The sequence below is a fragment of the Clostridium sp. genome (assembly GCF_032576335.1).
GTDB lineage: Bacteria > Bacillota > Clostridia > Oscillospirales > Acutalibacteraceae > Faecalispora.
Genome location: NZ_JAWFXC010000003.1, coordinates 182896 through 201719, shown reverse-complemented (window position 1 = coordinate 201719; position 18824 = coordinate 182896). Strand labels below are relative to the sequence as shown.

Below are 18824 nucleotides of genomic sequence, written 5' to 3'. Positions count from 1 at the left end.
ATACATGTTACAAAAGGCACTAGCTTATTATAAAATCTGCTCCAGTGCAGTGATCAGCTCTGTATTTTCTTGCGGTGCTCCAGCAGTAATGCGAAGGCAATCTCCCATTAAACGGACTGCAATTCCTTTAAAAAGAAGCTGTTCGTATATACTTTTTGCATCACTCAAACGTAAGAATACAAAATTCGTACAGCTGGGAAATAAGTCAAAACGATTTGGCTTTCTTTTTAATAAATTCTCTAGTTGCTGCGATAGCAAAATACGAGAACAAACAATTTGATTACTCGCTTCTTTGAGTATATCTGAATTAGATAATATAACCGAAGCCGCACTCTGCGTGAGAGTGTTTACATTATAGGGCGATTTCACCGCACGAATCGCTGATGTAATTGTTGGATTTGCCACGGCAAACCCAATTCGCAGCGCTGCAAGGCCAAACGCCTTGGAGCACGTACGCAATATGACCAAATTATCGTATTGCTCCACTTCTTCGAGAAGAGATTGATCCCAGAAATCCATATAGGCTTCATCCAGTACGACCAAAGCGTTCACAGAATTGATAATTTTGCGCACCTCTTCCCGAGTAAGCCCTAACGAGGTCGGGTTGCAAGGGTTCGAAAACAAAATCATCTTTGCTCCGGTTTGAATTACAACAGTGATTAGTTCATTCACATCAATCGTTAAATCGCTATTTTTCACGACCTCCACGCACTGAACCTCTACAAGCGAGGAATAAAAGCGATACATTGTAAAATCGGGTGAGAGCGTCACGACCGTGTCACCCTTCATGAGGAATGTGCTTATTAAAACAGAAATTAACTCATCGGAGCCATTGCCCGCCGTTACTAATTCCGGATCAATTCCGTAATACTCTGAAAATGCACGGCTGGGATTTACTGCAAGAGGATCTGGGTAACGATTAAAGTCTGTTTGAACCAGAGTCTCCAGCATCTTGGTCATAACATTTGTTGGGAGAGGAAGAAACGATTCATTGGCATCCAGTCGAATCCGGAAATCGCCCTTCAACGGTTCGTAGGGTTTTAAATCTTTGATTTTGCTGTTCAGTTGATACAAAATCCTCACATCCTAACTTGAATGGAATTTGCGTGCGCGGTTAGCCCCTCTGCATTGGCAAGTGTAATTACATCTGTACCAGCGGCCGCCAACGCTTCTTTGGTATAGTAGATAAAGCTGGATTTTTTAAGGAAGCTATCAACCGAAAGCGGCGAGAAGAAGCGCGCTGTGCCCCCTGTGGGAAGAACATGGTTTGCTCCTGCGTAATAATCTCCCAAAGGTTCGGGAGAATAATTCCCCAAAAAGACAGAACCTGCGTTATCCAGCTTGCCAAGGTATTCCATCGGATTTTCACAGCAAACCTCTAAGTGCTCCGGTGCAAGGCTGTTGGCAAAAGAAACAGCCTCCTGCATAGTATCGCAAACAAGCAGTGCCCCATAATTTTGAAGAGACTGTTCAATAATCTCTTTGCGTTCTAGGCGTGCGGTCTGTTCCTCCAGCTCGTTTGCAATTTTTTGTGCGAGCTCTAAGCTCGTGGTAAGAAGAATGGCTGAGGCAAGCACATCGTGCTCTGCCTGTGAAAGCAAGTCGGCGGCAAGGTATTTGGGGTTCGCCGTTTCGTCTGCCAAAACAAGTATCTCACTCGGCCCAGCAATCATATCGATATCAACTAGGCCATAAAGTTGTTTTTTTGCCGTAGCCACATAAATATTGCCCGGGCCTACAATCTTGTCTACCCGCGGAATAGTTTGCGTTCCATAGGCGAGTGCCGCTGCGGCCTGTGCTCCACCCATTAAAAAGATGCGATCTACCCCTGCGATGAGCGCTGCCGCCATAATATTCGGGTTTGGTTTTCCATCCTTTTGAGGAGGGGTTGCCATTATAATTTCACCCACCTGCGCGATCTTGGCCGGGATGGCATTCATCAGCACCGAGGAGGGGTATGCCGCTGTTCCGCCAGGAACGTAGATACCAACCCGCTGTAAACCACGAACACGCTGACCCATTAAAACACCATCTGCACGGGTGGTCAGCCAGCTTTGCTGTGCCTGCCGCTGGTGAAAATCGCGGATGTTACTTGCGGCTCGTTCCAATGCAGAGATAAATTCGGGGTCACAGCTTTTTGCAAGCTCCTGCATATCATCCCGGTTTAATTCCCGCTTTTCGGGAAGAACACCGTCAAACTGCAGCGTAAATTCGTCTATGGCAGAATCACCACGGGTTTTGACCTGTTCCAATATTTTAGCAACGCGCGCATCCACGAGTTGATCTTTTTCTTCGCCGCGCAGACGAATTTGCTCTAAGAGGCGCCGCCCTTCTTCCCCGCTTAATTGTATTGGCTTAAGCATAAACGTTCCTCCTTTTTTCGGCTTGCCTGACCTATACGGCTGACGAGGGATTCAATTTCCTCTTTTCTCAGCTTCATTACCGCCGAATTTACAATTAAGCGGGCAGAAATGGGGCAAATGGTTTCTAAGATTTCAAGCCCATTCTCTTTGAGCGTAGAACCGGTTTCTACCAAATCCACAATCGCTTCCGCAAGGCCAAGTAGTGGGGCTAGCTCCACGGAGCCTTCAATTTTAATGATTCGAACATCCATATCTCGATTTTCAAAAAATGCACGGGCTACTTTCGGGTATTTCGTTGCAACGGTTTTTGCCGAATAGCCCTCAAAAATACCGGAATCTTTGGGGCCGGCCACCGCAAATCGGCACTTGCCAAAGCCAAGGTCAAGAACCTCAAAAAAGCCGCCGGTGCTTTCCATAATAGTATCTTTGCCTACAACGCCTAAGTCGCAAACACCGTGCTGTACATAGGTGATTACATCGGCAGCCTTGGCAAGCACCACCTCAATTTCTCCATCGCCAACCGGTAATATCAAACGCCTGCCCTTGTTGTATATTTGGGAGCAGTCGTATCCCATCTTTTCAAAAAGAGCCACTGTTTTTTCTTCTAAGCGACCCTTTGTTAACGCTATTTTTAGTGGAGTCATCCATTTTCCTCCTTCGCGAGCATAATAGAAACCGTGGTATCAGAAACAAAATCAACTTGTGGAATACCGGTTGCAACTGCGTAATGAATCGCCTGTTCCCGTTCTTCAAAGACGGAAAACTCACAAGAGATTCCACGCTCTTTTAAGCGCGCCGCGTATTCAAGAGCTTTTATTTCAAACCCCTCTTCTCCATGCACTAAAACCTGTTGTGAAAGAACCGTGTTTTGTTCCCCCTGCGCGGCGACTACATCGGCTAAAATATCTACGTTTGCGGCAAACCCGATTGCCGGCATAGGTGCACCATAAAGCTCAAGCAAACGGTCGTATCTACCGCCAACCAATACAGCTTCGCCTGCCTCAGGTACATAAGCACTAAAAACAATACCAGTGTAATAATCGTTACGCTGTACCAGCCCTAAATCAACCATGATACGGTTTGAAAGCTGAAGTTCCGAAAGCATTGCGTATAGCTTCTTTAAATAACGAATTGGCTCTTTTGCACACTCTGGAAGAACGAGGCTCTCTGCCTGCTCAAAAATTTCTTCTCTACCGAACATACGGGGGAGCTGCCGTAATGCTAAAACTTCATTGCTTTGGGGAAGCGTATCTAATATTTCATCGAGTGCAGGGTAATTTTTCGTTTCAATAAAGCCACGAATATCTTCCAAAAATTCTTCCGAAAGCCCCATGGAAGCCACAATAGCACGAAAAAAGCCGGCGTGCCCAAGCTCGATTCGGAAATCCGGCACACAAGCGCTTAGCGCTTCAATTGCCGTTACAAGGATTTCCAAATCGGCCCGGTGCCCACCGGCTCCCAACAATTCCACTCCGGACTGCATGATCTCATCCGCGTGTCCGCTTAATCCCGGATGATTTCGATATACTTGTTGGGTATAAAATAATCGCAGGGGCTTTTCTTGCCCCTGCAACCGGGTAGCCGTAAGCCGCGCTATCGGCAAAGTGGAGTCTGGCCTTAATACCAGTAGCCTCCCTTTGCGGTCAGTCAGCTTATACATGGTTTCCGACGGTATACCGGAGCGTTCCGGGTCAAATACATCGTAAAACTCCAAGCCAGGCGTAACAACCTGACGGAATCCTCTGTTATGGTACACCTCTCCCAGACGGTGCTCTACGTGATGATGGACCAGACATTCTTCAAATAGATAATCGCGAATGCCTTCCGGAGTAATTTTATGGTATTTTTTCATTTTCTGCACCGCCTTTGCTTTAACTTGCTACTATGATAGCACAACAAACTATCGCTAGCAAGGCTAATTTTGAATTATTATGCTTTCAAAATGCTGAAATTACCCTTATTTCTCATAATAAGTATAGGAAAAACGGAGAATTTAGCTCATTTTAAATACAAACTACAGAATTTTTAAGTAATACATATTCACTATTCGAAATAAGAAAGGCTCTTCGTTTCTCCATTTTCACTTTGCAATTCTTGTAATGAGGCAGCTATTTTCTTCCGGTAATAGAGATAATACACACAAGACGAAATACAAGCCACAATATGGCTGACCAAAACGGCATACCAAACTCCGTTTAATGCAAACGAAGTATGAGTTGACCAAAACCAAGCGAGGGGCATACGAACCATCAGGTAATAGAACACCATAATAAGCATTCCTGCAGTTGGGTTCCCCAAACCGTTTATGGCACCTAAAACGCAATTGGTGATGGTATTACATAGGTAGCCAAACCCAACAATTAAGAAGTAGTTCGATACCAACTCTGCGACACCATTGCTATTTACAAATAAACGAGATAGTGGATTTGCAAAAAGAACTACGAATACAGATAAAACCGATACAATGCCTACTCCGCTACGAATCGCACACTTAACGTACTCGTCTGCCTTATCCAAGCGCTTAGCACCCACACATTGGCCAACAATAGTGGTCATTACCATATTGATTGCCATAGCCGGGTAAAATGGAATTGTCTCTAGCTTTCCGGTAATCCCATAGCCCGCAATAGCAGTTACGGAAAAACCACTCACAATTGCCGTTAAAAAGCTGGTGCTAATTGCAGGGATGCTTTGCTGGAATATAGATGGCAACGCATTTTTTGCCATGGGAATTACCAGCCCCCACTCCACCGCAGAAAATGAAAGAGTAAACAACTTTTTGCGATGCAAATAAACCACTAAGATAAGAACAGAAATACCTTCAGATAATATGGTTGTTATCGCCGCACCGTCAAAACCAATCCATAAAATAAAAATCGGGTCTAAAATACAATCTAATACCGTGCACAAGAGAATTGAAATTGCTTGTAAAGAGGTGTTGCCATAGCTGCGCAATAAAGCTGCAAAATATAAGTACAAAAAAGTAAAAACATAGCCAAGTAAATAAATTTTTAAGTAATCGTAAGCCATACTAAATATTTCAGCAGGTGTATTTAGCCAATGCAGTAGAGTTGTTAAATTCCACTCAAGCACCACTGTCATTGCAACCGAAAAAATGATCGCCGCAAGAAATGAGGTTGTGATTAGACTCTCGGCTTGTTTTTGGTCGCCAGAACCTATTTTTTGAGAGAGTATGATGGAAAGGCCATTTGTAGCCCCCATACTAATTGCCGTTAATAATAGGATGATGGGTGTGGAAGAAGTCAGTGCGGCCATCGCACTTTCCCCCAATAAGTTACCGACCCAAATGCTATCCATCATATTGTAGGCAAGGTTTAAGAACATAGCGGCTACCATTGGAATAGCCATTTTTAGAAACGTTTTATTTGTGTTTTCAGTGTAAATAAAGTCTATTTCTGTCTTCATTGTAATACTCCTTCTTAACATTTTAATAAATGAATGAAAATCATTCATTTATATTGGGTTTAAAAGCCCTGCTTTTGCAGGGCTCAGACTACACTTTCAATAAATACTTTAAAAACTGTTTGATTCGTTTTATTTTATCTTCCCCTTTTATGGTATCATCCAGTAAAATCCCTAGCTGACCGTAAACCGCAAAGGAAGCAGCCGTCCCGGGATCTTCTAACTGTGTCTCCCCCATCTGGTTCGATTTTTCAATGACTTTTACGATAACCGGCACCATAATCTCACAAACCGCAATCGAAAGCTGTGAGTGTAGTTTTTTGCTGTTCTCGTTATGAAAGAATTTATATGTTACCGTATTATCTTCTTCAAAATCAAGATAGGATGGAGCAATATCGAGTTTTTGAGCAAGTGTATAGCGCTCATCCTGAAGAACGGGAATCATTTTATCTGCAAGCTTTTGGGCATATTCTCTCAAAGAGCAGTCGAATAGAATTTCTTTCGAAGGGAAATAACGATAGCATAACCCTTGGGCTATGCCAAGCTTGTTTGCAATATCTGTCATTGAAGTTTTTTCGTATCCCTTTTCGTAAAAGAGCGCGATTGCCGCGTCTAAAATCTCTTGTTTTCGAACTTCCGGGTCTTTTGTAATTCGCGCCAATACTCCACCTCCCAATAAATACATTTCTTATAAAGCTGATTATAGCACTAGAATAACGTAAAGTCAATGAGTGAATTTCATTCATTTATAAATTATTATCTCAACCCCAATTAATAAAAAAACTCTCTAGGCGAAACGAAAAGATTTGATGTACTTAAGAGCATTCATAAGGCTCTCTTTTGAAGATAAAAGAAAGGCCTAAGCCACTGATGCGCTCAGTGCTTAAGCCTTTCACTTTCTCTTTATAACGCCGTGTTAATGTATTCCCAATCGTAGAATTAAAACAAGCTCATCTGGCTGCTCTCCGGCAAACCTTTTAAAGCACCGGCAACTTGAAGCGCCTCAATTACCGATTTGGATACCTTTGCACGGGTTTGTAAATCATCAATCGAAATATATGGCCCTCCGTTTTCTCGGGCTGCCGCTAAGCTGTTTGCGGCAGACTCACCTACACCCGAAAGCGAAGCAAATGGCAGGCGAATTTTTCCATCCTCTACCATATACTTTCTCGCATCGGACTGATAAAGGTCAATTGGCAAAACCTCTATTCCCCTGGCTAACATTTCATTTACAATTTGGAAGGTTGCAAACGCATCTTCTTCTTTTTTGCTTGCCTCTTTGCCCTTCATGGTAATTTCATTCATTTTGCGTCGCACGGCCTCGCGCCCCTGCAATACAACAGCTCCGTCGAAGTCTTCCCCACGTACGGTAAAATAAGCGGCGTAATACTCAACGGGGCGATGCACCTTATACCAACCCAAGCGCAGGGTTGAAATCATATAGGCAGCCGCATGGGCTTTCGGGAACATGTACTTAATTTTCATACAGGAGTCAATATACCACTGCGGTACATTGTGGTCTTTCATTGCCTGAATATGCTCCTGCGTTAAAAGCTGCGGCGCTTTACCCTTACGGGTAATCTCCATAATTTTAAACGCCATTTTTGGCTCAAGCCCCTTGAGCAGCAAATAGGTCATGATGCTGTCTCGTGTACCGATAACCTCTGAAATAGTGCAGGTTTTGTTCTTGATTAAATCCTGCGCATTGCCAAGCCAAACATCGGTACCATGGGATAGACCGGAGACCTGAAGTAAATCCGAGAAGGTTTTGGGCTGTGCATCCATGAGCATCTGCCGAACAAAGCTTGTGCCTACCTCCGGCAAAGAAAAGGTACCGGTAGGGGAATCAATGTCATCCGGAGTAACGCCAAGTGCCTCTGTAGAATAAAACAGAGACATAACCTTGGGATCACTCATGGAAACCTTCATAACGGGAATACCCGTGTAGTCTTCCAAATAGCGATAAATAGTAGGAACATCATGCCCAAGCTCGTCAAGCTTACAGATGGTATCGTGAATTGCATGGAAGTCGAAGTGCGTTGTAATATTGTCCGATTTTTGGTCATTCGCCGGGTGCTGTACCGGACAGAAATCGTAAATCTCCATACCACGCGGCACAACCACCATACCGCCCGGGTGCTGGCCAGTCGTGCGCTTTACACCGGTACAACCGGTAGCAAGGCGTAACTCTTCAGCACGGTGCAGTACCGTTCCCTGCTCCTCGGCGTACTTGCGAACAAAGCCAATCGCCGTTTTATCTGCGACAGTTGCGATGGTACCTGCTTTAAAAACGTTGTCTTTTCCAAACAGCGTTTCTGTATAGCGGTGCGCATCACTTTGGTATTCGCCGGAGAAGTTGAGGTCAATATCCGGTGTTTTATCTCCATCAAAGCCCAAAAAGGTTTCAAAAGGAATCGTATGACCATCACGCTCATACTGTGTGCCGCAAACCGGGCATTCCCTTGGCGGCAGGTCAAAGCCTGACCCATAAGAGCCATCTGTAATAAACTCACTATTTTTACAATGAGGGCAAATATAGTGAGGCTCCAGTGGATTTACCTCTGATATACCCGAAATATTCGCAACAAACGAAGAACCAACCGAACCACGGGAACCGACCAGATAACCGTGTGCTTCTGAATCAGCAACCAGCTTCTGCGCTGTCATATACAATACCGAGAAGCCGTGCTTATTAATCGAATCGAGCTCACGCTTGAGACGGTCATGAACAATCTGCGGTAAGGGGTCGCCGTAGATTTCTTTTGCACGTTCCCATGAGATGGTGTTCAGCTGCTCCTCTGCTCCGTCGATAAATGGAGGAAATACTCCAGGCGGGATCGGGGTAAGCTCATCCACCATGTCCGCTATTTTATTCGTATTGGTTACGACTACCTCATACGCTTTCTCTTTGCCAAGGTATGCGAACTCTTCCAGCATTTCCGGGGTGGTTCTCAAATACAGAGGTGCCTGAGCATCTGCATCTGCAAAACCCTGCCCTGCCATTAATATTTTGCGGTAATCGCCGTCCTTGGGATCTAAAAAGTGAACATCACAGGTTGCAACTACGGGTTTATTTAGCTCCTCGCCCAACCGAATTATTGTACGATTATATTCCCGCAGCGTTTCTTCATTGGGAACCTGACCGTTTCTTACCATAAACAGATTATTATCAATTGGCTGAATCTCTAAATAATCATAGAAGCTAGCGATTTCTTTCAGGGTAGACCAAGGCTGGCCACCCGATACCGCTCTGTAAAGCTCACCTGCTTCACAGGCGCTGCCCAAAATAAGACCCTCGCGGTATTTAACGAGAACGCTTTTGGGGATACGTGGCTTTTGGTAAAAATAATCGAGGTGCGAGTACGATATCAGCTTGTATAAATTCTTAAGGCCTGTTTGATTCTTCACCAGAATAATCTGATGCACCGGGCGAATTTTTTTCGGGTTGCCACCTGCTAAGCAGGTATTTATGTCCTTTACGCGTGTTGCGCCAGTATCTTCTTTCAGGCGCTGTAACAGATTTTGAAATATCTTAGCCAAAACAGTCGCATCATCACAGGCACGGTGGTGGTTGAATGGGTCAAGCTTTAAGTACTTTGCCACCGTATCTAGCTTATAGTTCTTTATGTCTTTGAGCATGGAGCGACACATGGGAAGTGTATCAATATAAGGATACGGGAAATCCATCCCATGGCGTGCTGCGGCGGCGTGCATAAAGGAGGTATCAAACGCCGCGTTATGAGCCAGCAAAACCGGGCTTTCTCCGCAAAAATCGTAGAATTGCTGCAACGCAACCTCTTCCGACACAGCATCCTTTACCATTTCATCCGTAATTCCGGTAAGCTCCGTAATTTTAGCGGGGATGTGCATGCCAGGATTTACAAAAATGTTAAAGCTATCCTTTATCTCACCGTTTATAATGCGTACTGCGCCAATTTCGGTCATGCGGTCATTTTCTGCACTCAGGCCTGTAGTTTCAATATCGAACGAGATAAAGTCATCTTCAAGGGTGTTCTCTGTTTCCCCCATCAGAGCCGGAACCATGTCGTTTACAAAATAGGATTCGATTCCATAAATAACTTTAAACTCGCTACCCTTTTTACGCACTGCAGCGGCGGCGTTCATTGCATCCGGGTAAGCTTGTGCCACACCGTGGTCAGTTATTGCAATGGCCTTATGCCCCCACTCGGCGGCACGCTGAATAAGATCGCCAACCGGCGTAATGCCGTCCATACTAGACATGGAGGTATGTAAATGCAGCTCCACTCGTTTTTCCGGGGCATCATCAATCACCTTTAGCTTTTCCACTGTGCTGATGCCTCGTGGGCGAAGAACGATTTCGTGGTCGTATTTATCGTAGCTGATTTCACCGCTGACTAAAATAGCACTCCCTTTTTTTAGGGTGTCTATTGCACGGCACTGGCTGTTTTCTTCAATGAGCTTTAGTGTCATAGAGCCGGTATAATCCGTAATATTGATGCTAAATATTTTTTTCGATTTATCACGGGTTTGGCGCTCATCCATACTAAAGATTTCGCCCCAAATCAATACTGTACCGGAATCTGGCCCTACTCGGCCAATGGGAACCGGTTTTGTACTGCGCCCCATGCGGCCATATAGCAGCTTTGCTGTTTCTGGCAGAATGGTTGGGTACAAAGAATCTCCTCCCCGCACGTTAATGGTATGGGGATTCTTTTTGGGCTTTGCACCAGTTTCATTCATCATCGACTCATAGTGTGCGGCATCCTCTTCGAGTGCCTGCCTGCGCTGCGTCTCTTTCTCTTGCTTAACCTGCTCAAAGAAGAGGGTATCGTTTCTCTCAGCAGAAACCGTACCATCAAAAGACACCTGAAACATTAGCCCAAATTCTTCATGTATCAAATGGGAAAGCGCTTTATCAAACCTACGGGAGAGCAGCATATCACGCCCACCATGCGCCAGTGTAATGACAAGTGCATCTTGCTCCAAGCGTGCAGAGGCTCCATTTAAGCTGCCATTGAGACTTGCATCCCTACGCTTTAGCTCCTTCACAAGCTCCGCAAAATACTCGGTTTGGAATAAATTCCCTTCAAAGCGGGGCAGAACTGCCGCTCTGCGAACATTTAGCGCTCCTTTTAGCTGTTCTTCCAACGCAAAAAGAACCTCACGCTCCACCAAAACCGGGAAAGCTGTTTCAATCAACAGTTCCCGGTTCTGTTCGTCAATTCGCAAGGAGCGCACGGTTCCATCCGGCAGTTCAGTGCCGGGAGTATTCAGGTATGTACCAAATAGTTCTGCAAAGGTTTTCATTCCAACATCCTTTTCCTTTATTCCTAGCATTCGTTTCCCCAGTGTTGGGGTCTATCCTCTTCTTCACCTAGTAAAATACGATTCAACCATTACAAACAAACTTCAACTAAGCACCCCTATTAGAGCGACTCAATTTCCTCCATGAGACTGTCTACCAATTCGTTTTCGGGAACTCGGCGGATAATCTCACCCTTTTTAAAGATGAGCCCCACTCCGTTTCCTCCTGCAATCCCAATATCTGCTTCCCTTGCTTCACCGGGTCCGTTTACCGCACAGCCCATTACCGCCACGGTAATCGGCTTTTTACAAGAAGCTAGGCGCTGCTCTACCTCGCCTGCAATCGTAATTAAATCGATATTGGTTCTTCCACAGGTGGGGCACGAAACCATTTGCACTCCACTGCGCAAGTTTAGCGCCCGGAATATATCCATTGCCGCTGCAATTTCTCTTATGGGGTCTGCTGTGAGAGACACACGAATGGTGTCTCCAATTCCTCGTTGCAATAAGGAACCAATACCAATTGCCGATTTTATCAGACCCATGCGTTCCGTGCCAGCCTCGGTTACACCAAGGTGCAACGGGTAGTTACATGCCTGTGAGGCAAGCTCATACGCTTGAATCATGGTGTCTACCCGAGAAGATTTCATAGATAGCATAATCTCTTCAAAATCATACTTTTCAAGCAAAGAGGCGTGGTATAGCGCACTTTCACAGAGCGCCTGCGCGGTGGGACCGCCGTGCTTTGCCAATATTTCTTTTTCGAGCGAACCGGAATTCACCCCTATTCGAATCGGAACTCCGTGTAAACGGCAGGTATCCGCCACCGCTTTGACTCGGTCGTCAGAACCGATATTGCCGGGGTTGATACGAATTTTATCAATGCCAGCCTCAACGGATTCAAGGGCCAGCTTATAATCAAAATGAATATCTGCCACCAGCGGAATCGTAGTTGCTTTTTTAATGGCAGGTATGAGTTGTACCGCCTCAGCATTTGGAATGGCAACCCGCAGAATTTCGCAGCCACTTGCTTCCAACTCGCGCGCTTGCTGCACATTCCCCTCAACATTTGCTGCTGGTACGTTTAGCATCGATTGAATGGAAATGGGCGAACCGCCGCCTACTGCGACGCCGCCCACATTCAGTTTTTTTGTTATTTTACGGTTCATGCTCCCAGTCCCTTTCCGGTAAAGAGCCTTAAAATATCACTGTAAGTGATAATCAGCATAAAGGTCATCAACAGTGCAAAGCCTGCCGCGTGAACCCATCCCTCATATTTGGGGTTTACCGGGCGACGGCGAACTAGCTCAATCAATAAGAAAATCAGGCGACCTCCATCCAGTGCCGGTAACGGCAAGAGGTTTACCACGCCAAGGTTTACGGTTATCATCATCATCATCATGACAATGTTATTCACGGCAGGCAAAATACCATCCTTTAAGCCCATAGAAGCCGCTTGAGAAATGGCGTCTGCTGCGCCAATGGGGCCTGCCATATCATTCAATCCAAACCTTCCGGATACTAAGCCCACTAGGCTATACCAAACCATGCGAACAACCGAAACCGTATCCTCCGCAGATTTTTGGATTAAGGTTACCGGGTTTCTTTCAATGCCAGACACATAGAAATCTAGCACCATTACCTGCTTACCATTGTATTGGCGGGTGTTCATCTTTATATTGTGGAAGGAAAGATTCTCACCATTCCGCACTACAGTTACATTCATCGACTGCGGGTTCGCTGTTGCCAGCGAAAAGCTCAAATCGCGGTCTGTACGAACACGGTAACCATCAATGGAATGAAACTGGTCTCCAGCCTGAATACCTGCTTTTTGAATTGCAGAGCCTTCCGCAAACTGAGAAATGGTAGTGGATGTAAACATTGGCTGCTGTGCCAACAACACCATCATCAGTAAAATACCGAACAAAATGTTCATTATTGCACCGGCGCAAACAACGATGATTCTCTTCCAAACCGGCTTATTACCAAAAGCCCCTTCATCGTCACTGCTTTCGTCTTCCCCCTCCATGGCGCAGTAACCACCAATGGGTAATAGACGCAGTGAATATTGGGTTTCCCCTTTTTGAAAATGAAACAAAGTTGGGCCCATGCCAATAGCGAACTCATTAACACGGATTCCGGAAAGCTTTGCGGTAAAAAAGTGGCCAAATTCATGAATGAAAATGATTAGGCCAAATAACAGCACCGCGAACAGAATAAGCAGGATATTGATAACCATATTCACCTCATCAGTCTAGTAATTACATAATTACAATCAAGATTTGCATGTAAAATATTTGAGTTATGATTTTGTTTTATCTAATACAAAATTACGTGCATTTTGGTCTGCCGCCAACACTTGCTGCGGCGTAGTAGGTAATTCAGGAGCTTGCCTTTTCATTGCAGCTTCAACCAGCTCCGGAATCTGCAAGAAAGAAATTTTTTTCGATAGAAAGAGCTTTACTGCCTCTTCGTTTGCCCCATTCATTGCAGCCGGCACCAAGCCGCCTTGCTGTATAGCTTGCTTAGCAAGCCCTAAGCAAGGGAATGCGTGTTCATCCGGCGGGTAAAACGACAACGTACCCATCTCGGTAAGGCTTAGCCTTTTTACTGGTGACGGCAAGCGTTCCGGCCATGTAATGGCATATTGTATGGCAATACGCATATCTGGTACGCCTAGCTGTGCTAGAACGGAATAATCTTGGTATTCAATCAGTGAGTGAACGATACTCTCACGGTGTACCACCACTTCAATTTGAGAAACCGGCATTGAAAACAACCATGAGGCCTCAATAATCTCAAGCCCCTTGTTCATCATAGTGGCGGAATCAATTGTTACCTTAGCGCCCATGCTCCAATTGGGATGGCGCAGTGCTTGCTCTGGGGTAACGAGTTCTAATTCTTCCCGCGATTTACCGAAAAAAGGTCCGCCAGAAGCGGTTAGGATTAATTTAGCTACTGCAGAAGGGTGCGGGCAACCCTGCAAGCACTGAAAAATTGCGGAATGTTCGCTGTCTACCGGAAGAATACGCACACCATTTTCCTGCGCGGCTTTCATAACAAGCGCACCGCCGGCAACTAACGTTTCTTTATTGGCAAGCGCAACATCCTTTTTGGCAGAAACGGCGGCCATGGTAGGAAGAAGCCCTACCATGCCCACCACCGCATTACAAATAATATCTGCTTCCTTTATGGAAGCCGCTTCACAAAGCCCATCCATCCCAGAGACAACGCGCACTGGTAAATCACGGACGCGATCTTTTAGATCCTGTGCGGCGTGTTCATCAAAAACAGCCGCCAAGGCAGGCCGAAATTCTCGAATCTGCTCCTCCAGCAATTTAACATTGCTGTGAGCTGCAAGCGCACAAATTGAAAAGCCGTGCATGCGAGCTACTTCGAGTGTTTGTGTTCCAATGGAACCGGTTGAACCAAGCAAAGAAATGTTCTTTATCATTCGTATTCACCATTCTGTTTGTTTATCGCACGGAGTTCTACATTTTAATGCAAAACGACTGGAAATACCTGTACAAGCAGGTACACAAAAGGCGAGACAAAAATTACACTGTCGAAGCGATCCAGTATTCCACCGTGCCCGGGAATCAGTTCCCCAAAATCTTTAATGTGGCAGCTTCGCTTAATGAGCGAAAAGCTTAAATCGCCTAACACAGACATTACGGAACCACCAACACCGATCAGCAGCAATGAAAGATAAGATACATTTACCTGATACCCATAGAAGAACACCTGAAAAATGTAACCAAAGACCAACATTGCCATTACATTTAAAATTAGACCGCCAATAACGCCCTCTACGGTTTTCTTCGGGCTAATTTTCGGACACAGCTTATGCTGTCCCCATAGGCTGCCTGCCGCAAACGCTCCAGTATCTGAAATCCACGCCGAGAAAATTGTTATGATAACATAAAACATGCCATGTCTATCATCAAATTCCCGCAAGCTAAGTATGGTAGAGAGCATCGTGGGGATCATGAGAGTCATGCTGTACAATACAATCAAATGATGAAAAGAGATTGTGTCATTATATCGGATAAGCATGATAAACATGACTACTGTATACACGTAATAAAGCGTCTCAGTACCTAGCCCTACCGGAGCAACAAATACCCCCATCGCAAAAAGAACACTAGGAAGAACCAAAGCATACTGTTTTGCAATTCCGAGCGCCTGAACCAGCTCATAAACGGCTAAGACAGAAATTAACGCAATTGCTAAATTTAATGCAGGTGGAAAGCGAACATTAAATACAACAATTGCTGCCAGAAAAAGAATTAAAACGACTCCAGACATCACTCGGTTCTTCAAATCATATCCCCCCAAAGCGCCTGTTCCGATTCGAAAACTCCAGCAAAGCGCTGTCAAGGTCTCGGGTCGTAAAATCCGGCCAGAGTTTATCCATAATAATATACTCCGTATAGGCCGACTGCCATAACAAAAAATTAGATATACGGTATTCTCCGCTGGGGCGCAGTACCAAATCCGGGTCTGGTTGGCCTGCCGTATAAAGATTTTGTGAAATGAGTTCCTCCGTAATTTGTTCGGGAAGTAGTGTTCCCGCGCGAACCTGTTCTGCCAAAAAGCGAACCGCGTGGGTTAACTCCGCACGTCCGCCGTAATTCATAGCAATATTTAGGACCATACCAGTTTTATTTGCAGACACCGCTTCCGTTCGGGCAAATAAATCTTGTAACGTTTGAGGGAAAACAGAAACATCGCCAATAAAATTCACGCGAATATTTTCACCTAGAAAATCCCGCAGGGCTTCTTCCAAATACTGTTGAAAAATCTTCATCAGCGCTTCAATTTCATCGGAGGGACGCTTCCAGTTCTCTGTTGAAAAAGCATATACTGTTAGATACTCAATTCCAATGGAAGCACAGTAACGTGTTATCTTTTTGAAATTTGCCGCACCGGCGGTATGGCCGGCCGAACGCGGAAGTGCCCGCTTTTTCGCCCAGCGGCCGTTACCATCCATAATTATGCCCAAATGCCGCGGCAATATAGGCTTCGCCTGGTCTGAAAGATGATTCATAAGCCGATTTTTATAACTCCATGATTTCTTTCTGTTTCTTATCGAACAAGCCGTCAATCTCTTTGCAGTACTTATCGGTTAAATCCTGTGTTTTTTTCTCACCCAATTTAAGGTCGTCTTCTGAAATTTCGGAATTCTTTTTCATTGTCTTGAGTTTTTCAATCGCATCGCGGCGAATGGAGCGAACTGCAACCTTTGCCTCTTCCGACATTTTTGCAATGTCCTTTGTGAGATCACGGCGGCGTTCTTCTGTAAGCTGTGGGAACATAAGGCGAATGACTTTGCCATCACTTTGAGGGTTAATCCCCAGCTCAGAGCTTAGAATCGCCTTTTCAATTGCTTTAACTGAAGTTGCGTCCCAAGGTTGAATCGTTAAAAGACGTGCCTCCGATACAGAAATTGCCGCCAACTGGTTAACCGCCGTAGGTGTACCATAATAGTCCACCATTATTTTATCCAAAACTGCGGGGTTGGCCCTGCCTGCCCGAATTGTGGTATACTCATTGGTCAGTACGGAAAGAGTTTTTTTCATTTTAGATTCCGCTTGGGTCAGTACCTCTTGCATTACAATCTTCCTTTCTTACTTAGCATTTGTAAAATCGATTATTTTACCAGCGTTCCGATTGGCTCACCGCATACAGCGCGCACAATATTGTTGGGTTCCGCAATGCTGAACACTAGAATCGGGATACCGTTGTCTTTGCACAAAGTTGCCGCTGTACTATCCATTACATGTAAGTCCTTATTTAGAACATCCATAAACGAAAGGGAGTCGAACTTTACTGCTGCATCGTTGAGTTTGGGGTCGCTGTCGTAAACACCATCTACCAAAGTTGCTTTCATAATAATGTCGGCATCAATTTCAGCAGCACGCAAAGACGCTGCTGTGTCGGTAGAGAAAAACGGGTTTCCCGTTCCGCAGCCAAATACTACAACACGCCCTTTTTCTAAATGACGCACAGCACGGTTACGAATATATGGCTCTGCTACCTGCTGCATAGTAATTGCGGTTTGCACTCTTACCGGTACTCCCAGCTGTTCAAGCGCATCTGCAACACCAAGTGCATTAATAACCGTTGCAAGCATTCCCATATGGTCGGCTCTGGTTCGGTCCATCTTGCCACTGCTGCGGCCACGCCAGAAGTTGCCTCCGCCTACAACAATGCCCACCTGAATGCCCATGTCTGCACACTCTTTAATCGGCGCACAAATTTTTAGCACAGTATCAAAATCAATACCATGCTCATTTCCCCCAGCCAATGATTCACCGCTGAGTTTTAAAAGAATTCTTTTATATTTAGGTTGCAATTCATAACACCCCATTATGATTTTAACTATATTTTACAATAGGAGAAAAAGAAAGTAAAGTCTTTCACTCCTGTTTTCACTTCAGGATTTCCAATATTCTTCCTTACGATACAGTTCGTTCATAATTATTTATTATTTCAGTGTTAGATGCCCTTTTTTAACTGTTTTTGTATAGAAAGTATTTTGGTATTGCTCAAAAGAGATTTTATCTAAAGCAAGTAAAACGGTTCTTCCACCGAATGATTCATTTATAATATATCACTATATTATAATGCAGTCCTGCTATATAGACATAAAGATAGAGAAGGGCTGAGGCTCGTATCCTCTGCCCTTCTCTTGTAAAAATTATGAATCAGATTATTTCACCATGCTGGCGACTTCATCTGCAAAGTTATCCTCTTTCTTCTCGAGGCCCTCACCTTTTTCAAAGCGAGCAAACGCTTCAATTGAGATTTCGCCACCAAGCTCTTTGCCAACAGACTCTGTGTACTGCTGAACAGTCTTGTCACTGTCCTTAACAAAAATCTGGTCAACGAGGCAAATATCCTTAAAGAACTTAGACAAACGGCCAACAACAATTTTCTCTGCAATCGCAGCGGGTTTGCCATCGTTGATAACCTGCTCGGTAAGAATCTTCTTCTCATGCTCAACAACATCAACCGGAACAGCCTGCTCGTTGAGGTATGCGGGGTTAACTGCAGCAATCTGCATTGCAATATTCTTTGCATACTCCTGGAACTCAGGCTTAGCAGCGATTTCAGCAGAGGTGTTGAACTTTACGATAACACCAATTCTGCCGTTTGCATGTACATAGCTAACAACAGGACCTTCAAAACGGGCAAAACGGCGCACTTTAATGTTCTCACCGATTGTCTGAATCTTCTCTTTGAGAAGATCATCAATCTTCTTATCAAAACCGGCAGCAGTAAGGTTGAGCAGAGCATCTACATCAGCAGGGTTCTGCTCTTCCACTGTGTCGGCTACTGTTTTAACAAATGCCTGGAACTCAGCGTTCTTGGCAACGAAGTCGGTTTCTGCATTGATTTCTACTACAACAGCAACATTACCAATTGCATTCACCTGTGCATAAGCAACGCCTTCTGCTGCAATACGACCCGATTTTTTGGTAGCGGCAGCAAGGCCTTTTTCTCTTAAAATATCAACAGCGGCATCCATGTCGCCGTTCGATTCTGTCAAAGCTTTTTTACAATCCATCATTCCGCAGCCGGTTTTCTCACGAAGCGTTGCCACATCTTTTGCTGTAAAAGCCATTTTTTATTCCTCCGATTCTATTGTTGTAATATAACCGCCTAAAAAGAGGCGTTATATTAAAATCTATAATACCACAAATCACGCATCGCGCATTGCGGTATAACATTCTCAAAAAATACCCG

The 18824-nt window shown here is 44.8% G+C and carries 15 protein-coding genes; all 15 read right to left on the bottom strand.

Translation table 11 applies throughout. The annotated features are described in order from the left end of the window. Positions 1-27 precede the first annotated feature (27 nt). Positions 28-1083, bottom strand: a complete 1056-nt coding sequence (hisC, locus tag E7L17_RS04900; RefSeq protein WP_316322135.1) for a histidinol-phosphate transaminase — start codon at positions 1081-1083, stop codon at positions 28-30. Continuing rightward, positions 1080-2363, bottom strand: coding sequence for a histidinol dehydrogenase (gene hisD, locus E7L17_RS04895; RefSeq protein ID WP_316322134.1), 1284 nt, complete (start codon positions 2361-2363; stop codon positions 1080-1082). Before hisD ends, hisC begins: the two co-directional genes overlap by 4 nt. Continuing rightward, positions 2342-3007, bottom strand: a complete 666-nt coding sequence (hisG, locus tag E7L17_RS04890) for an ATP phosphoribosyltransferase (protein WP_316322133.1) — start codon at positions 3005-3007, stop codon at positions 2342-2344. Before hisG ends, hisD begins: the two co-directional genes overlap by 22 nt. Beyond that, the gene (hisZ, locus tag E7L17_RS04885) at positions 3004-4215 is read right to left on the bottom strand and encodes an ATP phosphoribosyltransferase regulatory subunit (protein WP_316322132.1); all 1212 of its coding nucleotides are present in this window, start codon (positions 4213-4215) and stop codon (positions 3004-3006) included. The genes hisG and hisZ overlap by 4 nt, the downstream gene beginning before the upstream one ends. Before the next feature lie 191 nt (positions 4216-4406). Next, positions 4407-5789: an MATE family efflux transporter gene (locus E7L17_RS04880; protein WP_316322131.1), complete on the bottom strand. Its 1383-nt coding sequence runs from the start codon at positions 5787-5789 to the stop codon at positions 4407-4409. Positions 5790-5877: 88 nt separating this feature from the next. Beyond that, a complete protein-coding gene (locus E7L17_RS04875) occupies positions 5878-6447 on the bottom strand; it encodes a TetR/AcrR family transcriptional regulator (RefSeq protein WP_316322130.1) in 570 nt (189 codons plus the stop codon). 278 nt (positions 6448-6725) lie between these two features. Beyond that, entirely contained in the window at positions 6726-11075 is a 4350-nt protein-coding gene (locus tag E7L17_RS04870; protein ID WP_316322190.1) for a PolC-type DNA polymerase III, read from the bottom strand. Positions 11076-11194: 119 nt separating this feature from the next. After that, a complete protein-coding gene (gene ispG / locus E7L17_RS04865; protein WP_316322129.1) occupies positions 11195-12241 on the bottom strand; it encodes a flavodoxin-dependent (E)-4-hydroxy-3-methylbut-2-enyl-diphosphate synthase in 1047 nt (348 codons plus the stop codon). Continuing rightward, positions 12238-13311: a M50 family metallopeptidase gene (locus tag E7L17_RS04860; protein WP_316322128.1), complete on the bottom strand. Its 1074-nt coding sequence runs from the start codon at positions 13309-13311 to the stop codon at positions 12238-12240. The genes ispG and E7L17_RS04860 overlap by 4 nt, the downstream gene beginning before the upstream one ends. A 63-nt stretch (positions 13312-13374) precedes the next feature. Continuing rightward, complete coding sequence (locus E7L17_RS04855; RefSeq protein WP_316322127.1) at positions 13375-14526, bottom strand: 1-deoxy-D-xylulose-5-phosphate reductoisomerase; 1152 nt, start codon at positions 14524-14526, stop codon at positions 13375-13377. A gap of 44 nt (positions 14527-14570) precedes the next feature. Further along, positions 14571-15395 (bottom strand): phosphatidate cytidylyltransferase, encoded by an 825-nt coding sequence (locus E7L17_RS04850; protein ID WP_316322126.1) that lies wholly within the window; start codon positions 15393-15395, stop codon positions 14571-14573. Between the two features lies 1 nt (position 15396). Next, entirely contained in the window at positions 15397-16122 is a 726-nt protein-coding gene (locus E7L17_RS04845; protein ID WP_316322125.1) for an isoprenyl transferase, read from the bottom strand. A 10-nt stretch (positions 16123-16132) separates the two neighbouring features. After that, the gene (frr, locus tag E7L17_RS04840) at positions 16133-16687 is read right to left on the bottom strand and encodes a ribosome recycling factor (RefSeq protein ID WP_316322124.1); all 555 of its coding nucleotides are present in this window, start codon (positions 16685-16687) and stop codon (positions 16133-16135) included. 38 nt (positions 16688-16725) lie between these two features. Next, entirely contained in the window at positions 16726-17445 is a 720-nt protein-coding gene (gene pyrH / locus E7L17_RS04835) for a UMP kinase (protein ID WP_316322123.1), read from the bottom strand. A gap of 342 nt (positions 17446-17787) precedes the next feature. Further along, complete coding sequence (gene tsf, locus E7L17_RS04830; RefSeq protein ID WP_316322122.1) at positions 17788-18702, bottom strand: translation elongation factor Ts; 915 nt, start codon at positions 18700-18702, stop codon at positions 17788-17790. Between the last annotated feature and the right edge of the window lie 122 nt (positions 18703-18824).